The organism is Actibacterium sp. D185-2 (assembly GCF_054954595.1).
The window spans coordinates 106,099-126,814 of sequence record NZ_JBPWNX010000006.1; the positions used below are offsets into that span (position 1 = coordinate 106,099).

Consider the following 20,716-nt stretch of genomic DNA (forward strand, 5'->3'; position numbering starts at 1 on the left):
ACCGCGCCGGTCACCTGTTGCACAAGGACGTTTTCCCGATGCCGCGTATCACCGGCCCGTTTCCGCCCCGCGCCCGCGCCATGCTTGTCACGGTATTCGGGCTGCCGCAGGGGCTGGCCTTTCTGCCGGCGCTGACGCTGGCGGCCTTCTGGATGGGCGGCGAACGGGCGCTTTTGCTGATGGCACTGCTTTTTCCGCTGATGGTTTCGGTCTTCGGGCGGCCCGCCCGCCCGCAGGCGGGGCGCGACCAGAACACCGATGCCGCCACCGGCCTGGCCCTGCCCGATGCGGTCGCGACCGCACTGGACGACTCGCTGGCCGACAGGGATGGAACGGGAAAGGTGACCGCGGCGCTGGTCATCGCCGTGGAAGGCATCAGTGATCTGGGCGACCGGTTCGGCAGCCCCGCCGCCGATCTGGCGTTGCGGCGGATCGCAGAACGGCTGACCGGCGCGCTGCGCGGCGGCGACGTGCTGGCCCGGATGAACGGGTCATGCTTCGCCGTGGCGCTCTGCCCCGTCCGGCGCGGCGATCTGGAAACCCTGTTGCAGATATCCGGCAGGCTTCAGGATGCGGTGCGCGAACCGATCAGCATCGACGCGACCACCGCCTATCTGACCAGTTCGGTCGGCTTCTGCCTGCAAAGCCGCAGCCCCGCCGCCACGGGCGCCGCCATGCTGGATGCCGCCGAAGCCGCGATGCGCGAGGCACGCCAGCACGGGCCGGGCGCGATCCGCGCCTTTTCGGCGGAAATGCAAAGCGCGATCGCCCAGCGCCACGATCTGATCGACGAAGTGGCGCAAGCGCTGGAGGACGGGCAGATCCGGCCCTGGTTTCAGCCGCAAATCTCGACCGATACCGGCGCCGTGACCGGGTTCGAGGCGCTGGCGCGCTGGCCGCACGAAACCCGCGGTCTGATTCCGCCCGAAGAGTTTCTAGCCGCGATCACGCAGGCCGGGCTGTCCGAACGGCTGAGCCAGGAAATCCTGTTCAACGCCTTCTCGGCCCTGCGCGGCTGGGACCAGGCCGGAATCCGGGTGCCCGCGATCGGAGTCAATTTCTCGGGCGAGGAATTGCGCAACCCGAAACTGGTGGACAAGATCCGGTGGGAGCTGGATCGTTTCAACCTGTCTGCCGACCGGCTGACCGTCGAAGTGCTGGAAACCGTGGTCTCGAACGCCAGCGACGACATGATCACGCGCAACATCGCCGGGCTGGCCACCTTGGGTTGCGGCATCGATCTGGACGATTTCGGCACCGGCCATTCCTCGATCGCGTCGATCCGGCGCTTCGCGGTCGGGCGGTTGAAAATCGACCGCTCTTTCGTCACCCGCGTCGATCAGGACCGTGAACAGCAGAACATGGTGGCCGCGATCCTGACCATGGCCGAGCGGCTGGGCCTGGACACCCTGGCCGAAGGCGTGGAAACCGTCGGCGAGCACGCGATGCTGTCGCAACTTGGCTGCGGCCATGTTCAGGGCTTCGGGATCGCCCGCCCGATGCCGTTCGAAGACACGATCGCCTGGGTCCACAAACATCAGGAAAAGCTGGAAACCGCGGCCAGCCTGGGCCGTCAGGCCGGATAACCCGTGCCCGCCCCCAGCTGTGACGGGAAAACCGCTTGACCTTCCCCGCCCCGTTCTGTTGAACCTCCATCACCTTTCCAAGGACAGATGGCGGCCTGCATATGGACGATCAGAACAAGAACCTAATCCTCGCATCGGTGCTCAGCTTTGTGGTGATCCTCGTGTGGTTCATCCTCTTCCCGCCCGAAACGCAGGCCCCGCCACCACCCGCACCGGCCACGGTCGAAGAAACCGGACTGGCCCCGACCCCGCCCGCGGTCGGCACCGGCGGCGCACCGGCACCGGCGCTCGGGTCCGTACCCGCCGTGGCCGACGCCCCGCGCGTTGCAATCGACACGCCCAGCCTGGCCGGTTCGATCTCTTTGCTGGGCGGGCGGATCGACACCCTGTCGCTGAAGGGCTACCGCGACACGCTTGAGCCCGACTCGGCCAATGTCGCCCTGCTGGCCCCGGTCGGCGGCGCGCATCCCTATTACGCGATCTATGGCTGGGCCCCTGCGGGCGATCTGGCCAACAGCGCGGTGCCCGGCCCCACCACGCCCTGGACCGTCCAGGAAGGGGCCGCACTGACCGCAGAGACCCCGATCACCCTGAGCTGGGATAACGGCGCCGGCCTGATCTTCCGCCGTACGATCGCGATCGACGATCAATACATGTTCCGGATCACGCAAAGCATTGAAAACACGACCGCTGCCCCGGTGCGCGCGGCCCCCTACGGAATCGTGGCCCGGCAGCATAAACCCGAACAGGCGAAGTTTTTCATCCTGCACGAAGGCGTCGTGCGCCAGAACGACAACGAGCTGAAAGAAATCGCCTATGACGACATGCCCGACATGGATTTCGTCGAGCGTGAGGCCGCCCGCGCCGATGTCGCCAACGTCGAGTCCGACGGCTGGATCGGGTTCACCGACAAATACTGGATGACCACGCTGATCCCCACGCCGGGGCAAAGCTTTACCTCGGTCGCGAAATATGTGGCCCAGTCCGACATCTATCAGGTCGAGGCCCGACAGCCCGCCCTGACCGTCGAGCCCGGCGCGACCGTCACCGCCGAAACCATGCTGTTTGCCGGCGCCAAGGAGTGGGAGGCGATCCGCAACTATGAAGAAACGCTGGGCGTCAAGAAATTCATCGACTCGATCGACTGGGGCTGGTTCTTCTTCCTGACCAAGCCGATCTTCCGGGTGCTGCATTTCCTGAACGGCTTTATCGGGAACATGGGCTGGTCGATCATCGCGCTGACCCTGCTGATCAAGGCCTGCGTGTTCCCGCTGGCCAAGAAATCCTATGTCTCGATGGCGAAGATGAAAGAACTTCAGCCCGAGATGGAGAAGCTGAAAGAGCGCGCCGGCGACGACCGCCAGAAGCTGCAGCAGGAAATGATGGCGCTGTACAAGAAGGAAAAGGTGAACCCCGCCTCGGGCTGCCTGCCGATCTTTCTGCAAATCCCGATCTTCTTTTCGCTCTACAAGGTGATCTTCGTCACGATCGAACTGCGTCACGCGCCCTGGATCGGCTGGATCAGGGACCTTTCCGCACCCGATCCGTCCTCGATTCTGAACCTGTTCGGCCTGCTGCCCTTCGCGGCACCGGATGCGACCTCGTTCCTGGCGTTCTTCTCGCTGGGTGCGCTGCCGATCCTGCTGGGGGTCTCGATGTGGCTGCAACAAAAGCTGAACCCGGCCCCCGCGGACCCGGCGCAGAAGATGATCTTTGCCTGGATGCCGTGGATCTTCATGTTCATGCTGGGCCAGTTCGCCAGCGGGCTGGTGCTGTACTGGATCACCAACAACACCATCACCTTCCTGCAGCAATACATCATCATGCGCAGCCACGGGTATAAGCCCGACGTGTTCGGCAACATCAAGTCGAGCTTCCGCAAGGCCACGAAGCCGGACGAAAAGTGATGGCAGAACTGGCCCGCATCTGGCGCCACCCGATCAAGGGACACGGGGCCGAGGCGCTGGAAGCGGTCACACTGACTGCGGGCCGGACCATGCCATGGGATCGCACCTGGGCCGTGGCCCATGACGCGGCCAGGGCGGACGGGTCGGAATGGGCGCCCTGCGCCAACTTTTCGCGCGGCTCGAAGGCGCCAGCACTGATGGCCATTTCCGCCGTGTTGGACGAGGCCACCGAAACCGTCACCCTGACCCATCCCGCCCGGTCGCCGCTGCGGTTTCGCCCTGACGGCCCAACCGACGCCTTTCTGGACTGGGTCGCACCGCTGATGCCCGCCGACCGCGCGCAATCGGCGCGCATCGTGCGTGTGCCGGGGCGCGGCATGACCGACAGCCCGTTCCCCTCGGTCAGTTTGCTGAGCCTGTCCTCGCTGGCCGCGCTTAGCCAACAGGTTGGTCAGGATCTGTCACCGCGGCGGTTTCGCGGCAATCTGTGGATCGACGGGCTGCCCCCCTGGGCCGAGTTCGACTGGATCGGCAAGCGCGTGAAAATCGGCGGGGCCGTGCTCGAGGTGCGAGAGCGAATCATCCGCTGTCTGGCCACGACGGCGAACCCCGAAACCGGACTGCGCGACGCCGATACCCTGGCCGCGCTGAAAGATGGCTGGGGCCACACCGATTTCGGCGTTTATGCCGAGGTCGTGCAATCGGGCCCTGTCGCCCTTGGCGATACGCTGGAGGTATTTTGATGCAACTGCCATTTCCCGTCGCGGATGAACCCGACGCCGCCACAGCCGAATACGGCCGCATCCTGTTTGCAGGCCAGACCGAATTTCTGAAAGGCGTGGTCGCGATGGACGGGCTGCCGCCCGCTGACCGGCTGGAGGTCTGCTTTGCCGGGCGTTCCAACGTAGGGAAATCCAGCCTGATCAACGCGCTGACCGGCCGCAAGGGGCTGGCGCGGGCGTCGAACACACCGGGCCGCACGCAGGAGATCAACTATTTCACCCTCGCCGACAGTCACTATCTGGTGGACCTGCCCGGCTATGGCTATGCCGAGGCGCCGCTGCCGGTGGTTGCGAAGTGGCAGCGCCTGCTCAAGGCCTATCTGTCGGGCCGTCAGACCCTGCGCCGCGCCTTCGTGCTGATCGACGCGCGCCACGGCGTGAAAACGGTGGACGAGGAAATCCTGAAGCTGCTGGATCAGTCGGCGGTGACCTTTCAGGCGGTGCTGACCAAGGCCGACAAGGTCAAGGCCGCCGACCTGAAAAAGGTACTGGATCAGGTGCGCGGCGCGCTGGCGAAACACCCGGCCGCCTTTCCCGAAATTGTCGTGACCAGCTCGGAAAAAGGTGATGGCATCGCCACGTTGCGGGCCATTATCGCCACGCTGGAATAGGCCGCGCCCCGGCAAATCGCCCTTGGCAGGCTGGCCGTGCTCCATTACCAAGCCTCAACCGAGGATCGCCCCATGAAGAAGCAAACCGCCATGAACCGCGACTGGATCGCCACCGCCCGGACCCTGTCCGAGGCCCTGCCCTATCTGCAGCGCTATGACGAATCGACCGTCGTCATCAAGTTCGGCGGCCACGCCATGGGCGATGACGATGCGATGGACACCTTTGCGCGTGACATCGTTCTGATGCAGCAGGTCGGCATCAACCCGGTGATCGTGCATGGCGGCGGCCCGATGATCAACGAGATGCTGGCCAAGCTGGATATCAAATCGGAATTCGTCCGGGGCAAGCGCGTCACAGACGAGGCCACCGTCAAGGTGGTCGAAATGGTGCTGTCGGGGCTGGTGAACAAGCGCATCGTGCAGGCGATCAACCGTCAGGGCGGCAAGGCCGTGGGCCTGTCGGGCAAGGATGCCAACCTGATGATCTGCGAGCAGACAAATGCCGATCTGGGCTTTGTCGGCACCCCGGTGGAAATGAACCCGGCGGTGCTGCGCACGCTGCACGCGGCGGAAATGATCCCGGTCGTGGCCCCCTTGGGCGCGGGCCGCAACGGCGAAACCTTCAACGTCAACGGCGACAACGCCGCCGGTGCCATCGCCGCCGCGCTGAAGGCCGACCGCCTGCTGCTGCTGACCGATGTAACCGGCGTCAAGGATGCCAGCGGCGAGGTGGTGACAGAGCTGACACCGGATCAGATCCGCGCACTGACCGCCGAGGGCGTGATCGCCGGCGGCATGATCCCCAAGACCGAAACTGCGCTGCATGCGATCGAAGGCGGCGTGCGGGCGGTGGTGATTCTGGACGGGCGTGCGCCGAATGCCTGTCTGCTGGAACTGTTCACCGAACATGGCGCGGGGTCGATCATCCGCCAGCCGCGGTAGCCCCCTGTGCGCCGCTATGACACGCTGCGCACCCGGGTGCGGGCCGCGCATCTGGATATTTTCGGCGCTTTCCACCCCGGCCCTGACGATGGCGCGCCAAAGGGGTGCGGTACGCTTGTGTTGCTGGGTCCGCTTGAGCCCGGCTTCTGGCCGCATGTCCGCGCCGCGCCGGAATTCCATGATGGCGCGGGCGATCCACTGGACCGCTGGTCGGCGCGGGTGATCGGGGCGTTGGCCGCCGATTTGAACGCGGTCGCTGTTTTCCCCTTTGGCGGCCCGCCATTTCAGCCCTTCATCCGCTGGGCGCAATGCTCGGGGCGGGCGTGGGCCTCGCCCGTGTCCCTGCTGGTGCATGATGTCGCGGGGCTGTTTGCGTCCTATCGCGGGGCGCTGGCCCTGAACGATGTTCTGGACCTGCCCGCACTCCCGCCCTGCCCCTGCGACACCTGCGTGGACCGGCCCTGCGCCCACGCCTGCCCGGTGGGCGCGTTGGGCGCCGGGGGCTATGATCTGGCCGCCTGTCACGGGTTTCTGGACAGCGCGCCGGGGCAGGACTGTCTGCAAAACGGCTGTGCTGTGCGCCGGGCCTGTCCCGTCAGCGAAACCTATGGCAGGATGCCCGCACAATCGGCATTCCACATGGCTGCGTTCCACAGATGACCCTGCGACTGATCCTTGTTCGCCACGCGAAATCCAGCTGGGACGATCCCACGCAAGACGACCACGAGCGTCCGCTGAACCGGCGGGGGCAGCGCGCGGCGCCGGCGGTTGCGGCGTGGCTGGCCGAACGCGGGCACCGCCCGGCCGAGGTTGTCAGCTCGACCGCGCGGCGCACCCTGGAAACATGGGAGCGCATGGCCCCCGCCTTTCCCAACGACACGCTGATGCGGCGCGAACCGGCGCTCTATCATGCCTCTTCCGAAACGATGCTGTCGGTGCTGCATCATTGCGCGGCCTCGCCGGTTTTGATGCTGGGGCATAATCCGGGCATCGGTGACTTCGCCGGGCGGCTGTTGCAAAAGCGGCCCGATCACGCCCGGTTCGGGGCCTATCCCACCTGTGCGGCGCTGGTGGCGGAATTCGACATCGACGATTGGGCCGATCTGGAATTCGGCACCGGCCGCGCGGTGGATTTCGTGGTACCCGCCGATCTGACTTCCTGAAACGAAAAACCCCCGGCGCAATGGCCGGGGATTTCCGTTCGAACAGTGATAAGATCAGTGGCCCAGGATCTGGCTGAGGAACAGCTTTGTCCGGTCGCTTTTGGGGTTGTTGAAGAACTCTTCGGGTTCGTTCTGTTCCACGATCTGGCCCTGATCCATGAAAATCACCCGGTTTGCCACCTGACGGGCAAAGCCCATCTCATGCGTGACGCAAAGCATGGTCATGCCCTCTTCGGCAAGCTCGATCATGGTATCCAGAACCTCCTTGATCATCTCGGGGTCCAGCGCCGAGGTCGGTTCGTCGAACAGCATGATCCGCGGCCGCATACACAGGCTGCGGGCGATCGCCACGCGCTGCTGCTGACCGCCCGAAAGCTGACCGGGATATTTCGACGCCTGCTCGGGGATCTTCACCTTTTCCAGGAAATGCATCGCCGTTTCTTCGGCTTCCTTCTTGGGAACCTTGCGCACCCAGATCGGCGCCAGCGTGCAGTTTTCCAGAATCGTCAGATGCGGGAACAGGTTGAAATGCTGGAACACCATCCCGACCTCGGAGCGGATCTTGTCGATGTTCTTCAGATCGTTCGTCAGTTCGGTCCCGTCCACCACGATCCGGCCAGCCTGATGTTCCTCCAGCCGGTTGATGCAACGGATCAGCGTGGATTTGCCCGATCCCGACGGGCCGCAGATTACGATTCGCTCGCCCCGGTTGACGGTCAGGTTGATGTCGCGCAGAACGTGAAACGCCCCGTACCACTTGTTCATATCGGTGATCTGGATGGCGATCTTTTCCGAGATCGTCAGCTTGCTGCGGTCAATTTCGCGGTCGATTGCAAGTTCAGACATTGGGTCACTCCTTTAGCGATGGCCTGTCTGAAGCTTGCGCTCCAGGAACATCGAATAACGGGACATGGAGAAGCAGAAGATGAAGAACATGAACGCGATGAAGCCGTACAGCTCCCACACGATACCGTTCCAGTTCACATCCGCACGAATAGAGTTCGACAGGCCAAGCGGGTCGAGCAGGCCGATGATCGACACCAGCGTGGTGTCCTTGAACACCCCGATGAAGGTCGACACGATGCCGGGGATCGAGATTTTCAGCGCTTGCGGCATGATGATCAGCCGCTGCGCCTTCCAGTAGTCAAGACCCAGCGCATCGGCGGCCTCGTACTGACCCTTGGGCAGCGCGGCCAGCCCCCCGCGCACCACCTCGGCCATATAGGCAGAGGCAAAGAGGGTGACCATGATCATGACCCGCACGATGATGTCGAAATCGGTGCCCGGCGGCATGAAATAGTTCAGCAGGACCGAAGCCACGAACAGCAGCGTGATCAGCGGCACGCCCCGGACGAACTCGATGAAACCAACGCAAAGCGATTTCACGATCAGCAGGTCGGACTGCCGCCCCAGCGCCAAAACGACGCCGATGGGCAGCGACACGGTGATTGCCACCAGACCGATGGTGATCGACAGCATGAAACCGCCGAAGTTCCGGCTGGCCACGGCCTCGATCCCCAGCGGGATCACACTGTGCAGCCCCTGCGCGACCGGGTTGGCCAGGAAAATCCACCACAGGATCGCCAGCACGACCGATGCGATCAACCCGGCCAGTTCGCCCATCACTTTCGCGACGATCACATAGGCGCCATAGCCGACCGCGAAACCGGCGATGACCGCCAGCGGCGTCCAGATCGTGCCGCCCCACAGCAGCCAGGGCACCAGGAACGGCGCAAAAATCGAAAAGCGCATCATCTGGCGCGGCAAACCGTTGAACAGGATCGGGGCCAGCGCGACAAGCGCCACGGCAAAGGCCAGGATCGGTCGCCAATACAGTTCGGACGGATAGAAGCCGAACAGCAGTTGCAGCCAACGCTCGCGGATCACCGCCCAGCACGCGCCGTGGGTGCCTTCGCCATAGGTGGCGGCGATCGCTGCGCGGCATTCGTTCAGCGACCCGGCGGACCAGCTGGACTGAAACACCCAAGGCAGGATCGAGGACAGGACGAAAAACACGAACAAGGCCGACAGAAGGGTCAGGATCGTGTTCAGGGCGCCGGAAAACAGATTTTCCCGCATCCATCCGATGATCCCGCCCGAGGCAATCGGCGGCTCCTGCTGCGGCAGCATTTCGCTGCGGACATAAGACAGATCAGACATCTTACCGCTCCACCAGTTTGACGCGATTGTTGTACCAGTTCATGACGCCAGAAATGGTAAGCGAGATGATCAGATAGACCAGCATCAGCAGCAGGACGCATTCCAGTTCGCGGCCGGTCTGGTTCATGGTGATGCCGCCCAGCGTGCCGGTGATGTCCATATAGCCCACCGCGATCGCCAGCGACGAGTTCTTGGTCAGGTTCAGGTATTGCGAAATCAGCGGCGGGATGATCACCCGCAGCGCCTGGGGCAGGATCACCAGCCGCATAGTACGATTCGGACGCAGGCCCAGTGCGGCGGCAGCCTCGGTCTGGCCCTTGGAAATGGCCATAATCCCGGCGCGCACGTTTTCCGCGATAAAAGCTGCGGTGTAGAAGGACAGCGCCAGCCACAGTGCGATCAGCGAGTTGCGCATATGGACGCCGCCCTGAAAGTTGAAGCCCTTGAGGGCGGGGTAGCCCAGATGGAACCCAAGTGCTGCCAGCACGACGATGATCGGCACGACGATGACGGCCAGGCTCAGATACCAGGTGGTCGGGCGCTCGCCGGTCGCTTCCTGAATGCGGTTGGCGCGCTTGGTGATCTGCGACGCCCCCCAGAACCCGGCAATCGCGACCGCGACCAGAACGATCAGCTCCAGGCTGATGTTGAAGATGCCGAAGAACGGAAGATCACCCAGCCCGCGGCTGAACAGCGGTTCAGGCACATAGATGCCGCGGTTCGTCACCGCCATACTGTCCCACAGCCACATCGATGCCGCAGGGTTTTCACCCCGGAAAGCATTGGGCGCGGGCAGCGTTTCGATCAGGATCGCCATGAAGAACACGATCCAAAGCAACACCGGCACGTTGCGGAAGGTTTCGACATAGACCGTCATGATCCGCGCCACCAGCCAGTTGTTGGACAGCCGCAGCACCCCGATAATGACCCCCATGATGGTCGCCAGGACACAGCCCAGCGCGGCCACCAGAAGCGTATTCAGCAGGCCGACGAAGGACGCGCGAAAATGGCTGCTTTGCGAATTGTAGTCGATCAGGCGCTGGTTGATGTCATAGCCGGCAGGGTCGCTGAAAAACCCGAAATCGAACTCTTTGCCCAAGGTGGACAGGTTCTGAATCGTGTTGTTAACCAGCCAGCCGGCGGCAAGCATGAACCCGATCAGCGCGACAACCTGGATGGTCAGGGACCGATACCGGGTGTCGTAGATGAGCATACTTAGCCGGAACGACTCCTTCGGAGGGTCGGTGAGTGTGGTCATGCGGATTTTCCCCGTTTCCCCAGATAGTGTCCCGTCCGGCGTGTTCTTTGCGCGCCTTGGCCCCTGGGTGTTTTCTTATGCACTTGGTACAGATGGCAGAAGGGCGCGGAGTGTCCGCGCCCTTCGCCAGATTGTCTTAGCGGAACGGCGGCGCATAGAGCAGGCCGCCATCGGTCCACTGCGCATTCAGGCCGCGCGCCAGGCCGATCGGGGTGGCTTCGCCGATGTTCTTCTCGAAAATCTCGCCGTAGTTGCCACCCGCCAGAATGGCGTTCTTGGCCCAGTCGGCGGACAGGCCCAGCATCTCGCCCAGGTTACCCTCGGTGCCAAGCATACGGTTGATTTCCGGGTTGTTGGTGCCGGTCGACAGCTCTTCGATATTGGCCGAGGTGACACCCAGCTCTTCGGCGGCGATCAGCGCGTTCAGCGTCCAGCGTACGACATCGGCCCAGTCGGAATCGCCATGGCGCACCAGCGGGGCCAGCGGCTCTTTGGAGATGATTTCCGGCAGGATCACATGCACCGCCGGATCTTCGAAGGTGGCGCGGGTTGCGGCCAGGCCGGATGCATCGGTGGTGTACACGTCGCAGGCGCCCGCCAGATACTGCTGCTGGGCTTCGGCGTTGGTTTCGATCGGAACCGGCTCGTAGCTGATGTTGTTGACGCGGAAGAAGTCGGCAAGGTTCAGTTCGGTCGTGGTGCCGGTCTGGATGCAGACGGTCGCGCCGTCCAGATCCTTGGCCGAGGATACGCCCAGCTCTTTCGGGACCATGAAGCCCTGACCGTCATAGTAGTTCACGCCGACGAATTCGAACTTGAGGTCCACATCGCGCGAGAAGGTCCAGGTGGTGTTCCGGGCCAGCACGTCGATCTCGCCCGAGGCAAGCGCGGTGAACCTGGTCTTGCCGGTGGTCGGCACGAATTCGACGGCGGTCGGGTCACCCAGAACTGCGGCGGCGACAGCGCGGCACACGGCAACGTCAAAACCGTTCCAAACGCCGTTGGCATCCGGCGCGGCAAAGCCGACGAGGCCGGTGGCAACGCCGCAGTTCAGCTTGCCGCGGGCTTTGACATCGTCCAGCGTCGCAGCAGCCGAGGCACCAGCGACAAGGCCGGCGACGGTCAGCGCGCCAAGAAATACGGATTTTTTCATTTTTACCTCTTCCTGATGGTCCGCCCTGATGGGCGGTTTCTTTCTGCCCCATGGGGGCGAGATGATACTGTAAGGCCAGATGCCCGTGTCAGCGCCGCAAGTTTGGGCAAATTAGCCTGAAAACGTCAAGGCCAGTGTCGGGAAACCCCAATTAACGTTCGGTCGACTTCACGGTTTTTACCATATGATTAATTCCTGAGCAAAAGAGCGGGGATTACGCAGCTTGTGCTGAACCATGCGTCAGCGCGTAAAACCGCATCGCGTGCAGGAAGTCGCGGTGCTTGCTCTCGGCCAGGGCGGTGGCGTCTTCATCGGCGCCCCATTGCTCTTCCTGCCAGGTCTCATCGATTCTCGACAGATGCCACAGCGCGTCCGCCGGGGCCCAGCCTTCAACGGCGGCGATCCCGATGATCAGGGACCCTGACAGCGCCACCAGATCGTGCAGCGCAGTCAGTTCGAATGCGTCATGCGCCGCGACCCGTGCGGCCAGCCGCGCCAGACTATCGGCCGGCTGGGTCTGATGGATGATGCCCGTGGTCACCAGAAGCGGGGTCTGCAATTCCTCGGCAGCGCGCCGCAACAGCGGGTCCCAGCCTTCGGCCTGACAGGCGATCAGCCCCTCGGGTCCGTCGGCGCGATAGCACAGCAGGTCGGTCTCGCCATAGGCGGCGACCAGCATCGCGACCTCGTGCCGCTGCGGCATCACCTTGTCGATGGCCGAATTGGCCGAACGGGTCACCGGCATAAGGCGCGGGTCGATCTGATCGCCCTGTGCGTTCCATTCGTCAGCCACGGCATTGGCCATGGCGACCGTCGGCAGGACCAGTGGGGCCTTTGCGGGGGTCTTGATCGCGCGTCCGTCCAGCGACACGGCATAGCCATTTGCGGCCTCGGCCACGCGGGCCTCTTTCCAGAATCGTTTGCGCTTCCAGTCAGTCATCCGTCACATACTCCACACCCTGTCCAACACGGCGGGCAATTCGGGAAAGGTCGCGATCACATGATCCGCCTGCGACAGCCCGCCAACCCCGTGATAGCCCCAGCTCACCCCCACCGTGCCCATACCGGCGGCGCGGCCCATTTCCATGTCGAAGCTGGTATCGCCGATCATCACCGCATCGCCCGGCGCCACCCCGGTTTCGGCCAGTGCCGCGTGCAGCATGGACGGGTGCGGTTTGGACGGATGGTGATCGGCCACCTGCTCGGTCACGAAGAACCGCTTCAGCCCCTGCGCGGCAAGCACATGATCCAGCCCGCGCCGCGACTTTCCCGTGGCCACGCCCATCAGCAGGTCATCCTGCGCGGCCAACTCCTCCAGCACCGCCAGCGCGCCGGGATATAGCGGCGACGGCATATCCGCCAGGCGCAGGTCCTGGAACGCCTCTTTATAGGCCGCGACCATGCGATCGGCCTGCGCGTCGTCCAGATCCGGCGCCAGCCGGCGGATCGCAATGGGCAGTGACAGGCCGACAATCGCCAGAACCGCCGCTGACGGCGGGCAGATCAGGCCGCCCACCTCGAAGGCCGCCGCCATCGCGGCCTTGATATGGGCCTGACTGTCGATCAGCGTGCCGTCGACGTCGAAGATGACCAGCCGCAGATCGCTCACTCCTGCTCCTCGAACGGGTCGGCGGGCACATCCCGTTCATGCCAGTCGAACGTCGCCCAGGTCTTTTTCATATGCTCGGGCAACGGCGCGGTGATGCTCAGCTGCGCGCCCGTTACCGGATGCGGCAGCGACAGCGACCGCGCGTGCAGGTGCAGTTTGCGGGACAGCTCGCCGCCCAGCTGCGCGCCCCAGCCATCGCCCAGGTTTTCCTGCCCCGAGCCGCCGTATTTGCCGTCACCGATGATCGGGTGGCCGATCTCGGCCATATGGGCGCGCAGCTGATGGGTGCGGCCCGTGACCGGCACCAGCGCGACCCAGCTGACCCGCTTGGCCAGCGAGCTGAGCACCGCGTAATCGGTGGTGGCGCGTTTGGCGCCCGGTGTGCTGTCCACCTCCTGCGGGTGGATGCACAGCATCTTTTCGGCCTCGCCATGGGCGCCGTGGCCGGACGCCTTGATCAGGCCATAACGGATCGTGCCCATCGGCGGGTGGGGCTGGCCGGCGACAGCCGCCCAATAGATCTTGCGCGTCTCGCGCGACCGGAAGGCGGCGGTCAGGGCCGCGGCAACCGCCCGCGTGCGTGCCAGGATCAGAACGCCGGATGTGTCCTTGTCCAGCCGGTGCACCAACCGCGGCTTTTCGTCGAAGCCAAAGCGCAGCGCGTCGGCCATGCCGTCCACATGGCGAATCTGTCCGGTGCCGCCCTGGGTGGGCAGGCCCGGCGGCTTGTTCAACGCGATGATGTAATCGTCGCGGTACAGCACACAGGACTGGATCAGCGCCACGTCGGCATCCGATACGTTGAACCTTGGCTGCGACGTGACCTCGCCCGGTTCAGGCAGTGGTGGAATGCGCACCTGCTGGCCCACCTCGACCCGTGTTGCGGGTTTGACCCGGCCACCATCGACACGAATCTCGCCCTTGCGGCACATCTTTTCGATCCGCCCCTGGCTGACATGGGGAAAGTGGCGGCGAAACCAGCGGTCAAGCCGCTGATCGCCGTCATCCGCCGTAACCTGAACCGTCTGAACGCCACTCATGCGAATACCCCCCGCGCCGCCAACAGGCCCAGCGCAATTGCCAACAGCGACAGGATGACCGAGGCCGCGACATAGCCCGCCGCCAACCCGGTCTGCCCGCGCTCGAAAATCGTTATCGCATCCAGTGAAAAGGCCGAAAATGTGGTGAACCCGCCCAGCAGGCCGGTCATCAGCAGCGGCGCGAACCGGGTGCCGCCCTTTTCGGCCAGAACCACCACCAGAACCCCCATCAGGAACGAGCCCGCGATATTCACAATCAGCGTCCCCCACGGGAATCCATGCCCGATCACCCGGGTCGCGGCCACGCCGGTCAGGTAGCGGCAACACGCGCCCAGCGCGCCGCCCAGTGCAACTTGTGCCAGTGTTGAAATCATGGGGCCTCTGTCATCCGGGCGGGCGGGCTTGTCAACCACCCTGCCGCCTGGCGCGCAGCTTGGCGAAATAGTCCACACGCTTTTTCAACTCGCGCTCATAACCGCGCTCGACCGGGGTGTAATAGACGCCGTGCTTCATGGTTTCGGGGAAATAGTTCTGCCCCGAAAACCCATCCTCGGCGTCATGGTCATAGGCATAGCCGTCGCCGTAACCCTGCTCCTTCATCAACGAGGTGGGCGCGTTCAGGATATGTTTGGGCGGCGGTTCGCTGCCGGTCTTCCTGGCCGCCGCACGGGCGGATTTGAACGCCACATAGCCCGCATTGGATTTCGGCGCGAGCGACAGATAGATCAGCGCCTGGGCCAGCGCCAGTTCGCCCTCGGGGCTGCCCAGACGCTCAAAAACCTCCCACGCGTGCAGGCAGATGGTCTGCGCCTGCGGGTCGGCCAGCGCGATATCCTCAACCGCCATGCGGGTGATGCGCCGGGCCAGATAGCGGGGATCCTCGCCGCCCTCCAGCATCCGGGCGAACCAGTACAGGGCGGCGTCCGGGTCCGACCCGCGCACCGATTTGTGCAGGGCCGAGATCAGATTGTAATGCTCGTCGCCGGATTTGTCGTATTTCGCCGCCCGCTTCATCAGCCGGGTGGCCAGCGCGTCCACATCAAGCGGCCCGGCCATCTTCCACGCCATCACCTGTTCGATCAGATTCAACAGCGCGCGACCGTCGCCATCGGCCATTTCCAGCAGCGCCTCGCGCGCCGGGCCGGTCAGCGACAGGGCGCGGTTCAGCTCTTGCTCGGCGCGTTGGGCCAGCAGTTCCAGATGCGCCAGATCCAGCCGTGTCAGCACCAGAACCTGGGCGCGGGACAGAAGGGCGGCGTTCAGCTCGAAGCTCGGGTTTTCGGTGGTGGCGCCGACCAGAAGGATGGTGCCATCCTCCATATGCGGCAGGAACCCGTCCTGCTGCGCCTTGTTGAAGCGGTGAATTTCATCCACGAACAGCAGGGTCCCCTGCCCGTTCGTGCGCCGAAGCTTGGCCGCCTCGAACACTTTGCGCAGCTCGGGCATGCCAGTGAAAATCGCGCTGATCTGCACAAAGGCCATGTCGGTCTCGTCGGCCAGAAGCCGCGCGATCGTGGTCTTGCCGACACCGGGCGGCCCCCAGAAGATGATCGAGGACAGGCTGCCCGAGCCCAGCATCACCCCCAAGGGCGCGTCCGGGCCCAGCACATGCTCCTGCCCGATCACATCGGACAGGCGCCTGGGCCGCAGCCGGTCGGCCAGCGGGCGGGGCGCATTGCCGTGCGGCGCCGGGTCCGGCGCTTGATCGAAGAGGTCAGCCATGCGCCAAGCCTATCCCAGCCGCATCAGACGCGAAAGCGCAACACGCCGCGCTGGCCATCGCGCAGATATTCGATCAGCCAGCTGCGCCCGGTGCCACCCGCCGCCGCGCGCACATCGCCGGTGTCGTTGATCATGGTCTTGTTGACCCGCAGCAGCACATCGCCCGGCCGCAGCCCCACCCGCGCGCCGACCTCGCCCGGGTCGGTCACCAGCACACCGCGATCGGTCGGGCCAAGGTTGAACTCACCCGCAACCGCCGGGTTGATGTTTACCACCGACAGACCGGCCAGAATACTGGCCCCGGCCACCGTGAACGGATCGCGCGCCGGGGTTTCGGGCGGCGCGATCATGGCGACCCGCGCCCGCCGCTGCCGCCCGTCGTGCAGATAGGACGCTTCGACCGTGCCGCCAACCCCGACGGCGGCCATGCGGAACATCATCTCTTGCGGGGTGTTGACCGGCATCCCGTCCAGCGACAGCACCACATCGCCAACCGACAGCCCGGCCTTGCCGAACGGGCTGTCGCCGTGCAGCTCGCTCAGCACCACGCCTTCGGGCAGACCCATGCCCAACCCCTCGGCCAGGGCCGCATCCACCGCCTGCCCCGACAGGCCCGCCCAAGGGCGCGCGAAACGGGTGTTGCCCGCCGCGGCCTGTTCGACGAAGCGCTGGACCAGATCGGCCGGAATCGCGAAACCGATGCCGTTGGACCCGCCCGAGCGGGTCAGGATCGCAGTGTTGATCCCCACCAGCCGGCCCTGCATGTCCACCAGCGCCCCGCCCGAGTTGCCGGGGTTGATCGCCGCGTCGGTCTGAATGAAATAGCCGCGCCCGCTGCCCACCGAAATGCCCGACCGCGCCAGGCCCGACACGATCCCGCTGGACACGGTCTGACCGATCCCGAACGGGTTGCCGATGGCCAGCACCAGATCGCCCACCTCGACCGACTCGGACGCCCGCAGCGCCAGCGCGGGCAGATCATGCGCATCGCTCAGACGCAGGATGGCCAGATCGGCCTCTTCGTCGGCCAGCATCACCACGGCGTCGAATTCACGCCGGTCGTTCAGCACCACCCGGATCTGATCGGCCTGACCGGCGACATGGTAATTCGTCACCACGATCCCGTCAGGCGACAGGATCACCCCCGAACCAAGCGCGTTCTGGACCCGCGGCATGGTCTGGCCGCGAAACAGATTTCCGAAGAACGGATCGTTGGCAAAGGGGCTGAGCTGCGCCTCGACCACGCGCTTGGCATAGATGTTGACCACCGCCGGCGCGGCCTGCTTGACCACCGGCGAAAAACTGAGTGCGATCTGGCTGCGGCTTTCCGGCACCGGCGGTTCAGCCTGGGCAGCGGTCACAACAAGAATGGCGGTAAGTATGGCGATCAGCCGTGTCATCGGGGCCTCCTGGCAAGTGCAGGCCCGATATGCGCTCTTGGCTTCCCGAGTTCAACGGGCAGGGCGCCCCCCGCCCGGGGGCGGAGGGCCGCTTTGCAAGGCCGCTTAGTGCAGATTGGCGGCAAAGTTCATCGACACGACCTGGTTGTCGATATTGTCGATGTTCATCACCGGACCCATGGCCGTCATGTCCACGCCGACACGCTTGGACCAAAGCGGCCAGTTCGCATTCAACAGGGTCACGCACTGGACCGCACCAAGGCCGCGCACCGCCTTGGTCAGTTCCAGAACCAGCTTGGCATAGATCGGGCGGCGCAGATGCACCGGCACCTTTTGCGACACGAACAGCCGGGAACTTTCCCAGACCGCGTCGGCCACCGGTGCCTCTTCGTACAGAAGGTTCGAGGGGATCGTATCCAGCAGCCCCTTCTGCGCATCGCGGATCATGTAGGTGTAGATGCCGCATTTCGCCGTGGTCGGGGTCAGCCGGTTGCCCGCCAGAACCTGCCCCAGTTCGTCGTGCACGACGACCCAGCGGCTGGCCGGTGTGTCGTATTGGTCATATTCCATGCCCAGGGCTTCGGGCAGATCCCATTTGTTCTGTTCGATGAACAGCTCGCGACGGGCGCGAAGCATGTTGGCGAACAGTTCGCCATGGTTGTGGAGATTTTCGAAGGAGAGTGTGGTGGTAAGCATGAGAGCCTCCTGCAGGGTTGGGTTGAGAAAGTTAAAACCTTGCGGAGGGCGATGTCCTCGTCAGAGCAACCTGTAATCTTTCGCTCGTTGAATAGCTTCGGCAGTGGTGCGCGCCATGAGCCGCTGACGTGCTGACGTCAACCGCGCCTTGAGAGCACTTTCCGAGATGCCCAGCTTTGCGGCTGCCGCCGCGTGCCGGTCGCCATCCGCAATGCATTTCAGCGCTTCGATCTGAGCTGAAGTCAGCTCTTGCGGAGGCTCGGTCATATCGTGAAGCCGGTGAACAATTCCTTGTACTTGTTCAATTTCGGCGTCCTCGAATTCCCGATCTGCTCGTGCCACACTTGCAATAGTCCGGGAACCGATAGGTCCCCAGGAGATCGTCACGCCATACCTCAATCCGAACCTTTCGGCCTCTTTCAGAATGCCGAACGGATCCGGGATATTTTCATTGCTCCACCGCGTTGCTCCGGTGGTTGAAAAGCCCCAGGCAACCATAGGGTCGCGCAGGACGTATCCGTTCTCAGTGTAGTGGCTCAGCCAAGTCGGGTCATAGCTCTGGAACGTCATCAGCGGAGAGGTGAACCTGATATGTAAACCTATATTGAACCCTTTGGGTGCCAAAGGGTCCAGCATCCGAAGTTCCCGATCAAAGACTGACTTTTCGAACATGTCTTTTTAGACAAGTTGCGTGAATCCCAGTCAACCTTAAATTGACCATAGTGACTCGCAGTTGAAATTTTCGGGAGTAGCCAGTGAGGGCCATCCACCCAAATCTATTTACACAAGTTATGCGGCTTCCTGCCGGCATGCGGGCCGATATCCTTGAATTTCTCGGGGCGACACCCGTTGAGGATGCACAGCTTCGGCAAATGCTCGCCGAAGCGTCGGCACGCTTGCAAGACAGCCCGGCATGCGACCAACCATCGCCCGCCTTGGGATAAACGAAAAACCCCGCCGAGACATCGGCGGGGTTTTCACTTTCAGGGCCTGTGCCCGAAACTTATTCTTCGAACGCTTCTTCCGCTTCCAGGCGTGCCCGGTCGCCGGCGCCTTTTGCAGCCATGTCGCGATCCACGAATTCGATGATCGCCATCGGTGCCATGTCGCCATAGCGGAAGCCAGCCTTCAGCACGCGCACATAGCCGCCATTGCGGTCCTTGTAGCGCGGCCCCAGGATGTCGAACAGTTTCGCCACATAGGCGTCCTGCTTCAACTTGCTGGCGGCCAGACGGCGCGCATGCAGATCGCCGCGCTTGCCCAGGGTGATCAGCTTTTCGATGATCGGGCGAAGTTCCTTCGCCTTGGGCAGAGTCGTCTTGATCTGTTCGTGTTCGATGAGAGAGCCAGCCATGTTCGCGAACAGCGCCTTGCGGTGTTCATGGGTGCGGTTCAGGCGGCGGTAGCCTTTAGCGTGACGCATGTTAATCTCCTGGTCGTCGTTTTGCTTTGTCCGGCGGTGCCTGGTCCTGGCGCCGCTCTCCTTGGGGCGTTTGCCCTTGTTTTCCCCGCCTGTGCGGGCATTTCGCGGGGGCCGTTTAGACCACGGCCCCCGTATCTGTCAATCTCAGAACTGGTCTTCGAACTTCTTGGCCAGATCTTCGATGTTTTCCGGCGGCCATTCCTCGACATCCATGCCCAGATGCAGGCCCATGCCGGACAGCACTTCCTTGATCTCGTTCAGCGACTTGCGGCCGAAGTTCGGCGTGCGCAGCATCTCTGCCTCGGTCTTCTGGATCAGATCGCCGATATAGACGATGTTGTCGTTCTTCAGGCAGTTTGCCGACCGGACCGACAGTTCCAGTTCGTCCACTTTCTTCAGCAGCAGCGGGTTGAACTCCAGCCCGTCATCCTCGGCTTCACGGCCGGCGGATTCGGGCTCTTCGAAGTTCACGAAGATCGACAACTGGTCCTGAAGGATCCGTGCGGCATAGGCCACCGCGTCGTCCGGGGTCAGCGAACCATCGGTTTCGATCTTCAGCGTCAGCTTATCATAGTCCAGAACCTGACCTTCGCGGGTCGGCTGCACGTCATAAGCCACTTTCTTGACCGGCGAATAGATCGCATCGATCGGGATCAGGCCGATGGGTGCATCTTCCGGCTTGTTCTTGTCGGCGGCGACATAGCCCTTGCCGGTGTTCACGGTCAGTTCGATGAACAGATCGGCACCTTCGTCCAGGTGGCAGATCACATGGTCCTTGTTCAGAACCTCGATACCGGCGGTTTCGGAAATCTGGCCGGCGGTCACGATGGACGGACCCTTGGCGGCAATCGAAACGCGCTTGGGGCCTTCGGCCTCCATGCGAATCGCGACACCCTTGAGGTTCAGCACCACGTCGGTGACATCTTCACGCACACCGGCGATCGAGGAAAACTCGTGCAGCACATTGTCGATCTGAACGCTGGTGATCGCAGCGCCCTGAAGCGACGACATCAGAACCCGGCGCAGCGCGTTGCCCAGCGTCAGGCCAAAGCCGCGCTCCAGCGGTTCGGCGATCACGGTCGCCTGGCGCGCGGGGTCGTTGCCCGGCTTCACCTCAAGCTGCGTCGGCTTGATCAGTTCTTGCCAATTCTTGTGGATCATGCGTGTCTCCTCAATCCCAGTTCCCTGCCCATGCCCAAAGCAGGCAACACCCGAGGTAATAATGACGAAAGCGGGCCGCGCGGATCATTCCACACGGCCCGAG

General features: G+C 63.6%; 21 protein-coding genes. 7 read left to right on the forward strand and 14 right to left on the reverse strand.

What is annotated here, in order from left to right; all coding sequences use genetic code 11:
* Positions 1-38 precede the first annotated feature (38 nt).
* The 7 genes from ACSR1C_RS12320 (at position 39) to ACSR1C_RS12350 (ending at position 6,991) form a co-directional block, all read left to right on the forward strand.
* On the forward strand, positions 39-1,586 hold the full coding sequence (locus ACSR1C_RS12320; RefSeq protein WP_460259674.1) for a putative bifunctional diguanylate cyclase/phosphodiesterase: 1,548 nt from the start codon (positions 39-41) through the stop codon (positions 1,584-1,586).
* Positions 1,587-1,687: 101 nt separating this feature from the next.
* Positions 1,688-3,493, forward strand: coding sequence for a membrane protein insertase YidC (yidC, locus tag ACSR1C_RS12325; RefSeq protein ID WP_460259675.1), 1,806 nt, complete (start codon positions 1,688-1,690; stop codon positions 3,491-3,493).
* Positions 3,490-4,236 (forward strand): MOSC domain-containing protein, encoded by a 747-nt coding sequence (locus tag ACSR1C_RS12330; RefSeq protein ID WP_460259676.1) that lies wholly within the window; start codon positions 3,490-3,492, stop codon positions 4,234-4,236. Before yidC ends, ACSR1C_RS12330 begins: the two co-directional genes overlap by 4 nt.
* Entirely contained in the window at positions 4,236-4,886 is a 651-nt protein-coding gene (yihA, locus tag ACSR1C_RS12335; protein ID WP_460259677.1) for a ribosome biogenesis GTP-binding protein YihA/YsxC, read from the forward strand. The genes ACSR1C_RS12330 and yihA overlap by 1 nt, the downstream gene beginning before the upstream one ends.
* A 72-nt stretch (positions 4,887-4,958) precedes the next feature.
* Positions 4,959-5,828: an acetylglutamate kinase gene (gene argB / locus ACSR1C_RS12340; RefSeq protein WP_460259678.1), complete on the forward strand. Its 870-nt coding sequence runs from the start codon at positions 4,959-4,961 to the stop codon at positions 5,826-5,828.
* A 6-nt stretch (positions 5,829-5,834) separates the two neighbouring features.
* The gene (locus ACSR1C_RS12345; RefSeq protein ID WP_460259679.1) at positions 5,835-6,488 is read left to right on the forward strand and encodes a ferredoxin; all 654 of its coding nucleotides are present in this window, start codon (positions 5,835-5,837) and stop codon (positions 6,486-6,488) included.
* Positions 6,485-6,991: a SixA phosphatase family protein gene (locus ACSR1C_RS12350; protein WP_460259680.1), complete on the forward strand. Its 507-nt coding sequence runs from the start codon at positions 6,485-6,487 to the stop codon at positions 6,989-6,991. The genes ACSR1C_RS12345 and ACSR1C_RS12350 overlap by 4 nt, the downstream gene beginning before the upstream one ends.
* A 54-nt stretch (positions 6,992-7,045) precedes the next feature.
* On the opposite strand, the gene ACSR1C_RS12355 is transcribed toward ACSR1C_RS12350, so the two are convergent.
* The 14 genes from ACSR1C_RS12355 to ACSR1C_RS12420 form a co-directional block, all read right to left on the reverse strand.
* Positions 7,046-7,837, reverse strand: a complete 792-nt coding sequence (locus tag ACSR1C_RS12355) for an amino acid ABC transporter ATP-binding protein (protein ID WP_460259681.1) — start codon at positions 7,835-7,837, stop codon at positions 7,046-7,048.
* A gap of 12 nt (positions 7,838-7,849) precedes the next feature.
* On the reverse strand, positions 7,850-9,151 hold the full coding sequence (locus tag ACSR1C_RS12360; RefSeq protein ID WP_460259682.1) for an amino acid ABC transporter permease: 1,302 nt from the start codon (positions 9,149-9,151) through the stop codon (positions 7,850-7,852).
* A 1-nt stretch (position 9,152) separates the two neighbouring features.
* Positions 9,153-10,409: an amino acid ABC transporter permease gene (locus ACSR1C_RS12365; RefSeq protein ID WP_460259683.1), complete on the reverse strand. Its 1,257-nt coding sequence runs from the start codon at positions 10,407-10,409 to the stop codon at positions 9,153-9,155.
* 136 nt (positions 10,410-10,545) lie between these two features.
* A complete protein-coding gene (locus tag ACSR1C_RS12370; protein ID WP_460259684.1) occupies positions 10,546-11,562 on the reverse strand; it encodes an amino acid ABC transporter substrate-binding protein in 1,017 nt (338 codons plus the stop codon).
* Positions 11,563-11,776: 214 nt separating this feature from the next.
* Positions 11,777-12,502, reverse strand: a complete 726-nt coding sequence (locus ACSR1C_RS12375) for an ATP12 family chaperone protein (protein ID WP_460259685.1) — start codon at positions 12,500-12,502, stop codon at positions 11,777-11,779.
* 3 nt (positions 12,503-12,505) lie between these two features.
* Positions 12,506-13,171 carry an HAD-IA family hydrolase gene (locus tag ACSR1C_RS12380; RefSeq protein ID WP_460259686.1) on the reverse strand — a complete coding sequence of 222 codons (666 nt, stop codon included), beginning with the start codon at positions 13,169-13,171 and terminating at the stop codon, positions 12,506-12,508.
* The gene (locus ACSR1C_RS12385; RefSeq protein ID WP_460259687.1) at positions 13,168-14,211 is read right to left on the reverse strand and encodes an RluA family pseudouridine synthase; all 1,044 of its coding nucleotides are present in this window, start codon (positions 14,209-14,211) and stop codon (positions 13,168-13,170) included. The genes ACSR1C_RS12380 and ACSR1C_RS12385 overlap by 4 nt, the downstream gene beginning before the upstream one ends.
* A complete protein-coding gene (gene crcB, locus ACSR1C_RS12390; protein WP_460259688.1) occupies positions 14,208-14,585 on the reverse strand; it encodes a fluoride efflux transporter CrcB in 378 nt (125 codons plus the stop codon). Before crcB ends, ACSR1C_RS12385 begins: the two co-directional genes overlap by 4 nt.
* 31 nt (positions 14,586-14,616) lie before the next feature.
* Positions 14,617-15,933 carry a replication-associated recombination protein A gene (locus ACSR1C_RS12395; RefSeq protein ID WP_460259689.1) on the reverse strand — a complete coding sequence of 439 codons (1,317 nt, stop codon included), beginning with the start codon at positions 15,931-15,933 and terminating at the stop codon, positions 14,617-14,619.
* 23 nt (positions 15,934-15,956) lie between these two features.
* Complete coding sequence (locus ACSR1C_RS12400; protein WP_460259690.1) at positions 15,957-17,333, reverse strand: trypsin-like peptidase domain-containing protein; 1,377 nt, start codon at positions 17,331-17,333, stop codon at positions 15,957-15,959.
* Between the two features lie 105 nt (positions 17,334-17,438).
* On the reverse strand, positions 17,439-18,029 hold the full coding sequence (locus ACSR1C_RS12405) for an acyl-homoserine-lactone synthase (protein WP_460259691.1): 591 nt from the start codon (positions 18,027-18,029) through the stop codon (positions 17,439-17,441).
* Positions 18,030-18,089: 60 nt separating this feature from the next.
* Positions 18,090-18,701, reverse strand: a complete 612-nt coding sequence (locus tag ACSR1C_RS12410; RefSeq protein WP_460259692.1) for a helix-turn-helix transcriptional regulator — start codon at positions 18,699-18,701, stop codon at positions 18,090-18,092.
* A 331-nt stretch (positions 18,702-19,032) separates the two neighbouring features.
* Complete coding sequence (gene rplQ, locus ACSR1C_RS12415; protein ID WP_460259693.1) at positions 19,033-19,452, reverse strand: 50S ribosomal protein L17; 420 nt, start codon at positions 19,450-19,452, stop codon at positions 19,033-19,035.
* Between the two features lie 144 nt (positions 19,453-19,596).
* Complete coding sequence (locus ACSR1C_RS12420) at positions 19,597-20,613, reverse strand: DNA-directed RNA polymerase subunit alpha (protein WP_460259694.1); 1,017 nt, start codon at positions 20,611-20,613, stop codon at positions 19,597-19,599.
* Positions 20,614-20,716 lie beyond the last annotated feature (103 nt).

What these genes read in the sequence shown, in the direction of transcription:
- ACSR1C_RS12320 (WP_460259674.1), top strand. Translation starts at nt 39, where the DNA reads ATGCCGCGTATCACCGGCCCGTTTCCGCCCCGCGCCCGCGCCATGCTT.
- yidC (WP_460259675.1), top strand. Translation starts at nt 1,688, where the DNA reads ATGGACGATCAGAACAAGAACCTAATCCTCGCATCGGTGCTCAGCTTT.
- yihA (WP_460259677.1), top strand. Translation starts at nt 4,236, where the DNA reads ATGCAACTGCCATTTCCCGTCGCGGATGAACCCGACGCCGCCACAGCC.
- argB (WP_460259678.1), top strand. Translation starts at nt 4,959, where the DNA reads ATGAAGAAGCAAACCGCCATGAACCGCGACTGGATCGCCACCGCCCGG.
- ACSR1C_RS12350 (WP_460259680.1), top strand. Translation starts at nt 6,485, where the DNA reads ATGACCCTGCGACTGATCCTTGTTCGCCACGCGAAATCCAGCTGGGAC.
- ACSR1C_RS12355 (WP_460259681.1), bottom strand. Translation starts at nt 7,837, where the DNA reads ATGTCTGAACTTGCAATCGACCGCGAAATTGACCGCAGCAAGCTGACG.
- ACSR1C_RS12360 (WP_460259682.1), bottom strand. Translation starts at nt 9,151, where the DNA reads ATGTCTGATCTGTCTTATGTCCGCAGCGAAATGCTGCCGCAGCAGGAG.
- ACSR1C_RS12365 (WP_460259683.1), bottom strand. Translation starts at nt 10,409, where the DNA reads ATGACCACACTCACCGACCCTCCGAAGGAGTCGTTCCGGCTAAGTATG.
- ACSR1C_RS12370 (WP_460259684.1), bottom strand. Translation starts at nt 11,562, where the DNA reads ATGAAAAAATCCGTATTTCTTGGCGCGCTGACCGTCGCCGGCCTTGTC.
- ACSR1C_RS12375 (WP_460259685.1), bottom strand. Translation starts at nt 12,502, where the DNA reads ATGACTGACTGGAAGCGCAAACGATTCTGGAAAGAGGCCCGCGTGGCC.
- ACSR1C_RS12385 (WP_460259687.1), bottom strand. Translation starts at nt 14,211, where the DNA reads ATGAGTGGCGTTCAGACGGTTCAGGTTACGGCGGATGACGGCGATCAG.
- crcB (WP_460259688.1), bottom strand. Translation starts at nt 14,585, where the DNA reads ATGATTTCAACACTGGCACAAGTTGCACTGGGCGGCGCGCTGGGCGCG.
- ACSR1C_RS12395 (WP_460259689.1), bottom strand. Translation starts at nt 15,933, where the DNA reads ATGGCTGACCTCTTCGATCAAGCGCCGGACCCGGCGCCGCACGGCAAT.
- ACSR1C_RS12400 (WP_460259690.1), bottom strand. Translation starts at nt 17,333, where the DNA reads ATGACACGGCTGATCGCCATACTTACCGCCATTCTTGTTGTGACCGCT.
- ACSR1C_RS12405 (WP_460259691.1), bottom strand. Translation starts at nt 18,029, where the DNA reads ATGCTTACCACCACACTCTCCTTCGAAAATCTCCACAACCATGGCGAA.
- ACSR1C_RS12410 (WP_460259692.1), bottom strand. Translation starts at nt 18,701, where the DNA reads ATGTTCGAAAAGTCAGTCTTTGATCGGGAACTTCGGATGCTGGACCCT.
- rplQ (WP_460259693.1), bottom strand. Translation starts at nt 19,452, where the DNA reads ATGCGTCACGCTAAAGGCTACCGCCGCCTGAACCGCACCCATGAACAC.
- ACSR1C_RS12420 (WP_460259694.1), bottom strand. Translation starts at nt 20,613, where the DNA reads ATGATCCACAAGAATTGGCAAGAACTGATCAAGCCGACGCAGCTTGAG.